Origin of the sequence: Mycobacterium sp. E3298 (assembly GCF_001666895.1) — a bacterium.
In the GTDB taxonomy this organism is placed as follows: domain Bacteria; phylum Actinomycetota; class Actinomycetes; order Mycobacteriales; family Mycobacteriaceae; genus Mycobacterium.
This window is the reverse complement of sequence record NZ_LZJB01000582.1, coordinates 1-8,388: the sequence shown is the minus strand read 5'-3', so window position 1 is coordinate 8,388 and position 8,388 is coordinate 1. Positions and strand designations below refer to the sequence as shown.

Here is an 8,388-nt window from a genome sequence, read left to right as displayed (position 1 = left end):
CCCATGGCAGTCCAAACGGTATTGGAACGAAACGCAGGAAGCCGCGGAGGACCTGCACTACAACCCGGTGCATCCCCTGCTCGGGCAACCGGTGAGCGGCGCGGTGCACCCCACCTGGGAAGCGGAGTTGAGCACCGCGATGTTGCCCTTCCTCGGGGATCACCGGGTTGAGGGCAGTGTCCTGGTACCCGGGGCGGTATTCATCGAAATGGCCCTCGCGGCCGGCGAACAAACGTATGGGTCAGCTCACCACAGCGTCGAGAACCTGACGCTGAGACGGGCTCTCGTTCTTGACGACACGTGTGACCCCATACTCAGGACGACCCTCGATCAGGACACCGGCGCCCTGGAGTTCACCGCTTTCACTGCTACCGCGGGCGGGGACCTGAAGTGGACGCTGACGGCGACGGCGCAACTCAACATACTTCCGAGATCGCCCGGACGCTGCGACAGCCCCACCGGCGCGGGCGAGTCGACAACGATCGACGGCGACGAGTTCTACGCGCGTACCCGAGCCGTGGGACTGAGCTATGGCGAAGCGTTCCAGACAATCACCGGGGCGACGGCCGGAGACGGTTGGGCGACAGCCCGGATGACCATTCCGGAAGCGCTCGCCGACGAAGTCGACCGGTACCGATTTCATCCGGCCCTCATCGACGGCGCCTTCCAGACCCTGCTCGGCGCGCCGCTTTTCGGGGGCGAGGCGAACGAAAGTCCCTACCTTCCCGTGCGGATCCGGCAAAGCGCCATATACGGCTCTGCCGGCCCAAGCATGTCCGTCCACGTGCGTGTCGTGTCGGCGACCGCCGATGAGATCGAAAGCGACATCACCGTCACAGGGGCCGACGGGCGGCCGCTCGCTGTCTTCAACGGCTTCACCGTGCAGTCACTCGCCGCGTCGTCGCACATCTCGCCCGAGCGCGTGGACAGGGGACTCTACGAGGTTCAGTGGGTCGCGCATTCCGGCGTCCACGATGAACGCGAGAACTCGATCGCCGCCGAGGGCATGTCCTGGCTCGTCTTCGTCGACGCGGCGGGCGTGGGCTCAGCGCTTGCGGAACAGATGCGCCGCAGGGGCCAGCACGTTCGCCTTGTCGAACACCGACCCGTCGAAGCGCTCACCGAAATCGACGGCGGATATGCGGTGAACCCGAGACAGCCGCGTCAGCTACATCAGCTGCTCGAAACCCACCTCGCCGCAGAGGGCAACCTCGCGGGCATCGTCGACTGCTGGCCGTTGGATATGCCCGCACATCCGGATGGCGAACCGGCGCACAACGGTGTCCCGGCCGAAACGGTCGATAGCATCGGCGTTTTCACGGTCATGCACGTCGTGAAAGCCCTCGCGGAGCGGGACACCGTCCAGCCGCGCCTGTACTTGATCACCGCGAACGCGCAACCGGCGCCGGGGACCGAGACGATCGCGGTCGAACAAGCGGTCATCTGGGGACTCGGCCGCGTCGTGGGCCACCAGGAATTGGTCAAACAATGGGGCGGGCTGGTCGACATCGACGCCGCCGACGATCACGTCGCGACTGCCGCGCGCATCTGCGACCACGTTCTCGATGACGACGCCGAAGATCAGATCGCCATCCGCGGCCACACCACGTTCGTCCCGCGCCTGCGCCCGGCCAGCAGCCTCTCGAAAGCCTTCCCGACCAGACTCGCACCCGATGCCAGCTACGTCGTCACGGGCGGAGCGGGAGCCCTCGGACGCGTCGTCGCGACGTACCTTGCCGAGCGGGGCGCGCGGCATATCGCCCTGCTGAGCCGAAGCGAACTCCCGCCAAGGAGCCGCTGGCCGTTGCTGTCCCACGACCACAAGCACCGGTCAACCGTCGAAGCGATCCGGCAGATCGAGCGCCTCGGCGCGCGAGTGACGACGGCCAGCGTGGACATCACCGACGCCGACCAGGTGCGGGCGTGGCTGGGTGACCACATCCGAGACGAGGGCCGGCCGGTTCGTGGAATCGTCCACGCCGCGGGTTCAGTCCACGACCAACTGTTGGTCAACATGACCGAAGCGGATTTCACCAAGGTGATGGCGCCCAAAGTCGCGGGTACTCGCGTGTTGCACAACGCTTTCAAGGAACAGCACCTCGACTTCTTTGTGATGTTCGGGTCCGCCGGGTCGGTCATCGCCTCACCCGGTCAGGGAAACTACGCCGCCGCCAACGCATTCCTCGACGCCTTCGCGCATCATCGACGGGCCGAGGGATTGCCGGCCACCACGATCGGTTGGGGTCCGTGGTCGGTCGGCATGGTCGAAGAGCTCAAGCTCGAAAAGATCTACGCCCAGCGGGGAATCGAGCTGATCACCCCCGCGGCGGGCGCCCGGATCCTGGATCGGCTCATCAATCAGCAGGTACCCAACGTCATCGCCATCACCGCCGATTGGACGCTGGCCCGTCGCGTCGGCCTGGTCGGGCAGTTGCCGCCGATGTTCTCCGAACTGGGCGCGGCCGAAGCCTCGCCGGCCGAAGCCGAGGGCGAGACATCCGTCCTGGATTCCCTCGCGGCATGCCCGGAAGCCGACAGGCTCGACATGGTCGCCCGCCTGGTTCGACAAATCGGCTCCGCGGTCTTCGACCTCACCCCGGCCGATATCGGGCCCGACGACGCCCTCGACGACCTCGGCCTGGACTCGATGATGGCAATGGATTTCAGGGCCCGGATCCACGCGATGTTCGCCGTCGAACTGCCGGTGCTGGAACTGCTCAGGGGCGTAAGCGTCAACGAACTGGCCGTTCGCATACTTGGCCGGCTTCAACTGGGAGGCGCAGACGCATCCCCGGTCAGCGACCCGCGTCCGGAGCGCATCGCGGCCGACGAGGTCGACCGCTTGGTAGAGCAGTTCTCTCAGGACGAACTTCGGGCACTGCTGGTCGACCTCGAAACGCAGGCCGACCAACAGGACCCGGGAGGAACGCACGCGTGAACGCTCCCGGGCGGGCACGGTCGGCGCGACACGAGCAGCCGGCCGAGAAGGCCGAGCCGATCGCGGTCAAGCACGCGGAACAGCCCCGCGCGGTGCACGTTCGAGGCTTGTCGAAGGCCTACGGGCACCGGCCCGCGGTGCGCGACGTGGATCTCGACGTCGGCTACGGCGAGATCTTCGCCATCCTGGGGCCCAACGGCGCGGGAAAGTCAACGACGATCGAAATCCTGGAGGGCCATCGACAGCGAGATGCCGGAGACGTGCGGGTGTTGGGCGAAGATCCCGGAACCGCCGGCCGCTGCTGGCGCGCCAAGATCGGCATCGTGCTGCAAGAAGTCAGCGACGCGGGGATGCTGACCGTCGCGGAAACCGTTCAGATGCTGACGAAATGCTATGGGAGGGCACGGGTTCCGGGGGAGACACTCGAACTCGTCGGGCTGACCTCGGTTGCCCACGCCCGGGTGAGGACGCTGTCAGGTGGGCAGCGCCGTCGTTTGGACGTCGCCCTCGGCATCATCGGCATGCCCGAATTGCTCTTCCTGGACGAACCGACGACCGGCTTCGATCCGGATGCCCGGCGACGATTCTGGGACCTCATCAGATTACTGGCGAGCGATGGCACGACCATCCTGTTGACCACCCACTACCTGGAGGAGGCCGCCGCCCTGGCGGACCGGGTCGCAGTCCTGGCCGACGGCAGGGTGGTGGCGGTCGACTCACCGGCAAGACTGACCGAGTACGTCAGCTCCGCCGCTACGGTCCGGTGGGTGGAGGCAGGCCGCGTCCACGTGGAGGAGACGGATCGCCCGACCGACCTGATCAGGCAGCGGTCGAAGGACGGGGCTGAATTGGCTCAGCTGACGGTCTCCCGGCCGACGCTCGAAGACGCTTATCTGCGGTTGATCGGCGAGGCGTGATGGGCATCGACCAAGCGCAGGGTTCGTCACCGCAGCGCCACCGCACGCTCGAGGCGCCGCTCCCCGGTCCGCTCCGCATCGGGGTGTCGCGCATCGTGCCCGAGCTGAAAATGTTCTACCGCCGGCCGGAGCAGTTGGTCCTCACGTTTTCGATGCCTGCCGTGATCGGCATTCTGTTGGGTTCGATCTTTTCGACGAAGATGCCGCACAGCGACACCAGCACCGGTGCCGTGCTCGCTGCGAGCATCCTCGCTTACGGAATCCTGTCCACGTCCTTCATCAATCTCGGTATCAGCGTTGCCGCCGACCGGGAGAGCGGCGCGCTGAGGCGGCTGCGGGGGACTCCGACGACCGCGTCGTCGTATTTCGTCGGAAAGATCGCCCTGGTTGCCGTCGCCAGCCTGGCCGAGGCCGTCGTGCTGTTGTCGGTGGGTGTGCTGGTCTTCAAACTCCATCTACCAACCGATGCTTTTGGGTGGTTCACCCTGACGTGGGTGTTCCTGATGGGCATCATCAGCTGCTCGTTACTGGGCATTTTCGTGAGTAATTTTGCGAGCACCGCGGTTTCGGCGGCTGTCCTGACCAACGGCCCCGGGGTCGCCTTGCAGTTCGTGTCGGGCACCTATGTTCCGCTCGTCGCGTTGCCGGCGTGGATGTTGACCCTCGGCTCTGTGTTCCCGGTGAAGTGGATGGCCCAGGGTTTCCGGTCGGTGCTCTTGCCGTCGAACATGGCCGCCTTCGAACCGGCCGGCAGCTGGGAACACTGGCCGACGTTCTTCGTATTGACCGCATGGAGCGTGGGCGGGCTGATCGCCTGCCTGACGGTTTTCCGGTGGTCGGACAAAAAATAGGCCAATGGCCATACGTTGACTCCTGTACGTATGGTGCTTAGGACCCACACGACAGGAGAATCACAGTGGCAGAACGGTTGGCCGGGAAGGTCGCGCTGATCAGCGGTGGCGCGCGGGGGATGGGGGCCTCGCACGTGCGGACGCTGGTGGCCGAGGGAGCCAAGGTGGTGTTCGGTGACATCCTCGACGACGAGGGCAAGGCGGTCGCGGCCGAGGTCGGGGACGCCGCCCGCTATCTGCACCTGGACGTGACGAAACCCGAGGACTGGGACGCCGCGGTGGCCACCGCCCTGAGCGAGTTCGGCCATCTCGACGTGCTCGTCAACAACGCGGGCATCATCAACATCGGCACGTTCGAGGACTACGCGCTCTCGGAGTGGCAGCGCATCCTCGACATCAACCTGACGGGCGTCTTCCTGGGCATCCGCGCCGTGGTGAGACCCATGAAGGAAGCCGGACGGGGGTCGATCATCAACATCTCCTCCATCGAGGGGATCGCCGGCACGATCGCCTGCCACGGTTACACCGCAACAAAATTCGCCGTCCGGGGCTTGACCAAATCGGCGGCACTCGAGTTGGGGCCCAGTGGGATTCGGGTGAACTCGATCCATCCCGGGCTCATCAAGACGCCGATGACCGAGTGGGTCCCCGAAGACATCTTCCAGACCGCATTGGGCCGGATCGCCCAGCCCGAGGAGGTCTCCAGTCTGGTGGTCTACCTGGCCAGCGACGAGTCGAGCTACTCGACCGGCTCGGAGTTCGTCGTCGACGGCGGCACCACCGCCGGCCTGGGCCACAAGGACTTCTCCGCGGTGGACACCGGCGGGCAACCGGACTGGGTTACCTGACGGGAGCGAGGATTTCGGCCTCCTCGGGTGCCTTCTCTGTGCTCGGCTTGGGCCACGGCGACGGCACCGGGCGTTGCCGCACCCGTTGCGGCCACCAGAACCACTTGCCCAGCAACGCGGCGATCGACGGCGTCATCAGCGACCGGACGATCAGGGTGTCGAACAGCAGACCCAATCCGATGGTGGTACCGACCTGACCGATGACAGTCAGCTCACTGACCGCCATCGTCATCATCGTGAAGGCGAACACCAGTCCCGCCGAGGTGACGACCGAACCCGTGCCGCCCATCGACCGGATGATTCCGGTGTTCAGGCCGGCGTAGATCTCCTCCTTGAACCGCGCCACCAACAGCAGGTTGTAGTCCGCGCCCACGGCAAGCAGGATGATGACCGACATGGCGAGCACCATCCAGTGCAGCTCGATGCCGATGAGGTGCTGCCAGATCAACACCGACAGGCCGAACGACGCCCCCAGCGAGAGCAGGACGGTGCCCACGATGACGGCCGACGCCACCACGCCCCGCGTGATGAGCAGCATGATGATGAAAATCAAGCACAGGGACGAGATTCCGGCGATCAGCAAGTCATAGGTGTTGCCGTCACTGAGATCTTTGTAGATCGACGCGGTGCCCGCGAGATAGATCTTCGAGCCCTCCAGCGGCGTGCCCTTGAGCGCTTCGTAGGCGGCCTTCTTGATGGCGCCGATGTGCGAAATGCCTTCCTGCGACATCGGATCGCCGTCATGGCTGATGATGAAGCGCACTGCATGGCCGTCGGGGGAGATGAAGTTCTTCATCCCCTTCTTGAACTCGGCGTTGTTGAAGGTCTCCGGCGGCAGGTAGAACGAGTCGTCGTTCTTGGACGCGTCGAACGCTTTACCCATCGCGTTGGAGTTCTTCTGCGCCTCGTTCTGCTGATCCTGCAGACCCTTCTGGGTCGAATACATGGTCAGCATCGTCGTTTTCATGGCCTTCATGTTTTCGATCATCGAAGGCATCAGCGCCACCATCTGGGGCATCAGCGTGTCCAGATGGTCCATGATCGGCAGCAGGCTCTCGATGTCATCGGTCATGATGTCGATGCCGTCCAGGCCGTCGAAGACCGAGCGGAGCGACCAGCAGACCGGGATGTCGTAGCAGTGCCGTTCCCAGTAGAGGTAGCTGCGGATCGGCCGGAAGAAGTCCTCGAAATCGGCCATATGCTGGCGCAATTCGTTGATGTCGATGGTCATGTCGTGCATCTTCTTGACCATCTGATGCATGTCGTTGGCCATCTGCGCGGTGATGCTCGACATCTTTTCCATGCTGTCGATGGTCGTCTGCATCATGTCGGCCTGGTGCAGCATGTCGGCCATCTGATCTTCCTGGTACTTCTGGTTCATCTGCTGGGTGACGCCCTGCATGCTGATCTGGAACGGGATCGAGGTGTGCTCGATCGGCGTGCCTTGCGGCCGGGTGATGGCTTGCACGCGGCCGATTCCGGGCACCCGGAAAACCGTCTTGGCGATCTTGTCGATCACCAGGAAGTCCGCGGAGTTGCGCAGATCGTGGTCGCTTTCGATCATCAGCACTTCGGGATTCATCCGCGCCTGGGAGAAGTGCCGATCCGCGGCCGCGTAACCCTCGTTGGCGGGCAGGTCGGCCGGCAGGTAGTTGCGGTCGTTGTAGTTGGTGCGGTACCCGGGGAGGGTGAGCAAGCCGATGAGGGCGATCCCTATCGTCACCACCAGGATCGGTCCCGGCCACCGAACCACGAGCGCGCCGATCTTGCGCCACCCGCGAATGCGTTGTGTCCGTCTGGGTTCCAGCGTCCTGCGGAAGCGGGTGGCCACCGAGATCACCGCGGGCCCGAGCGTGAGCGCCGCCGCCACGACGACCACCATGCCGATGGCCAGCGGGATGCCCAGCGTCTGGAAATAGGGCAGGTTGGTGAAGTGCAGGCAGAAGGTCGCGCCGGCGATGGTCAGACCCGAGCCGAGCACCACGTGTGCGGTGCCTTTGTACATCGTGTAGTACGCGTCTTCGCGTGACTCGCCGACCGCGCGGGCTTCCTGATATCGGCCGATCAAGAAGATCGCGTAGTCGGTGGCGGCCGCGATCGCCAACGTGACCAACAGGTTGGTGGCGAAGGTCGAGAGCCCAATGATCTTGTAGTAGCCCAGAAAAGCGACCATCCCGCGGGCGGCCGAAAGTTCGAACACGACCATCACCAGCGTGAGCAACACGGTGACCACCGACCGGTAGACCAGGAGCAGCATCCCGATGATGACCGTGAACGTGGCCGCGGTGATGAGCTGCAGGCTGCGGTCACCTGCCGTGTGCTGATCCGCCGACAGCGCGGCGGGCCCGGTGACGTACGCCTTAACTCCGTGCGGCGGGGGCAGGCTCTTGACGATGTTCTGGACGGACTCGACCGATTCGTTGGCCAGGGCTTCGCCCTGGTTGCCGGCCAGATACACCTGGACGTAGGCCGCCTTGCCGTCGTTGCTCTGGGCGCCCGCCCCGGTCAGGGGATCGCTCCACATGTCCTGCACGTGCTCGACGTGTTTGGTGTCCGCATCGAGCTTTTTGACCATTTGGTCGTAGTAGGCGTGGGCGTCGGCGCCGAGGGGATTCTGTCCCTCGAGCACGATCATCACCGAGCTGTTGGACTTGTACTCGTTGAAGATTGCGCCCATGCGCTTGGTCGCGACGACCGACTGCGCGTCGTCGGGAGTCATCTCCACCGAGCGCATCTTCCCGACCTCATCCAGCTGAGGAACGACGACATTGAGCACCGCGATGAGCGCGATCCAGCCGATGATGATGGGAACCGCGAAGGTTCGGATGATCCGC

General features: G+C 64.6%; 5 protein-coding genes. 4 read left to right on the top strand and 1 reads right to left on the bottom strand.

Annotated features, from left to right (window positions below; genetic code table 11):
- The 4 genes from A9X05_RS26510 to A9X05_RS26495 form a co-directional block, all read left to right on the top strand.
- Window positions 1-2,938, top strand: a 2,938-nt coding sequence (locus A9X05_RS26510) for a type I polyketide synthase (RefSeq protein ID WP_156675677.1), incomplete at its 5' end; no start/stop codon positions are given.
- A 59-nt stretch (window positions 2,939-2,997) separates the two neighbouring features.
- Complete coding sequence (locus A9X05_RS26505) at window positions 2,998-3,855, top strand: ABC transporter ATP-binding protein (RefSeq protein ID WP_067756418.1); 858 nt, start codon at window positions 2,998-3,000, stop codon at window positions 3,853-3,855.
- Window positions 3,855-4,706 (top strand): ABC transporter permease, encoded by an 852-nt coding sequence (locus A9X05_RS26500; protein ID WP_067756374.1) that lies wholly within the window; start codon window positions 3,855-3,857, stop codon window positions 4,704-4,706. The genes A9X05_RS26505 and A9X05_RS26500 overlap by 1 nt, the downstream gene beginning before the upstream one ends.
- A gap of 65 nt (window positions 4,707-4,771) precedes the next feature.
- Window positions 4,772-5,554, top strand: a complete 783-nt coding sequence (locus A9X05_RS26495; RefSeq protein ID WP_067756377.1) for an SDR family oxidoreductase — start codon at window positions 4,772-4,774, stop codon at window positions 5,552-5,554.
- On the opposite strand, the gene A9X05_RS26490 is transcribed toward A9X05_RS26495, so the two are convergent.
- On the bottom strand, window positions 5,547-8,388 hold a 2,842-nt coding region (locus A9X05_RS26490), incomplete at its 5' end, for an RND family transporter (protein WP_067785119.1). The genes A9X05_RS26495 and A9X05_RS26490 overlap by 8 nt on opposite strands.

Excerpts from the sequence above, each read along its gene's own strand:
- A9X05_RS26500 (WP_067756374.1), top strand. The coding sequence starts at position 3,855 with ATGGGCATCGACCAAGCGCAGGGTTCGTCACCGCAGCGCCACCGCACG.